We start from the raw sequence: 809 nt of genomic DNA on the forward strand, positions 1-809 counted from the left end.
CGGAGTCAGCCAGTCCATTTGATGAGGTTGGAAACCAAATGCCATGATGACAGCATCGGCTGGTAGGACGTGTTCACTTCCTTCTACAGGTTCAGGGCGACGGCGACCTGCGTCATCAGGCTCGCCCAAAGCAGTTTTGACCACTTTCACGCCTGAAACTTTGCCATACGCATCAACCTCAATACCTAAAGGCTGAAGGTTAAACATGAACTTCACGCCCTCTTCTTTGGCATTTTTCACTTCTCGACGGGAGCCTGGCATGTTTTCTTCATCACGACGGTAGGCACAAATCACGTTAGATGCGCCTTGACGGATCGAAGTTCGCACGCAGTCCATCGCGGTATCACCACCACCAAGCACTACGACTTTTTTGCCAGCCATATCGATAAACGGTTGGTTATGTTCTAGCTCCATAACCTTATAGGTATTGGAAATCAAAAATGGTAGGGCGTCATAAACGCCCGGCGCGTCTTCATTTTCCAAACCCGCGCGCATGTATTTGTATGTGCCCACACCTAAGAAAACCGCATCGTATTCATCAAGCAGTTCTTGCATCTGCACATCTTGGCCGACTTCCACATTCATGCGGAACTCAACGCCCATTTCGGTAAATACCCGACGACGATTTTCCATGACCCCTTTTTCCAATTTGAAAGAAGGAATACCAAAGGTAAGTAGGCCACCAATCTCTGGGTAACGGTCAAACACCACCGGTTTTACACCGTTGCGAACTAAAATGTCTGCTGCTGCCAAACCAGCAGGGCCAGCGCCGATGATTGCCACCTTTTTATCCGTCCACTCCACTTTGG

The 809-nt window shown here is 49.2% G+C and carries 1 protein-coding gene; it reads right to left on the reverse strand.

Annotation, left to right across the window (positions count from 1 at the left end; genetic code table 11):
* The coding region (locus R7093_RS24880; protein ID WP_318146973.1) for an FAD-dependent oxidoreductase at positions 1-809 on the reverse strand (809 nt) is incomplete at both ends.

It is taken from the genome of Vibrio sp. 1580, from assembly GCF_033340055.1.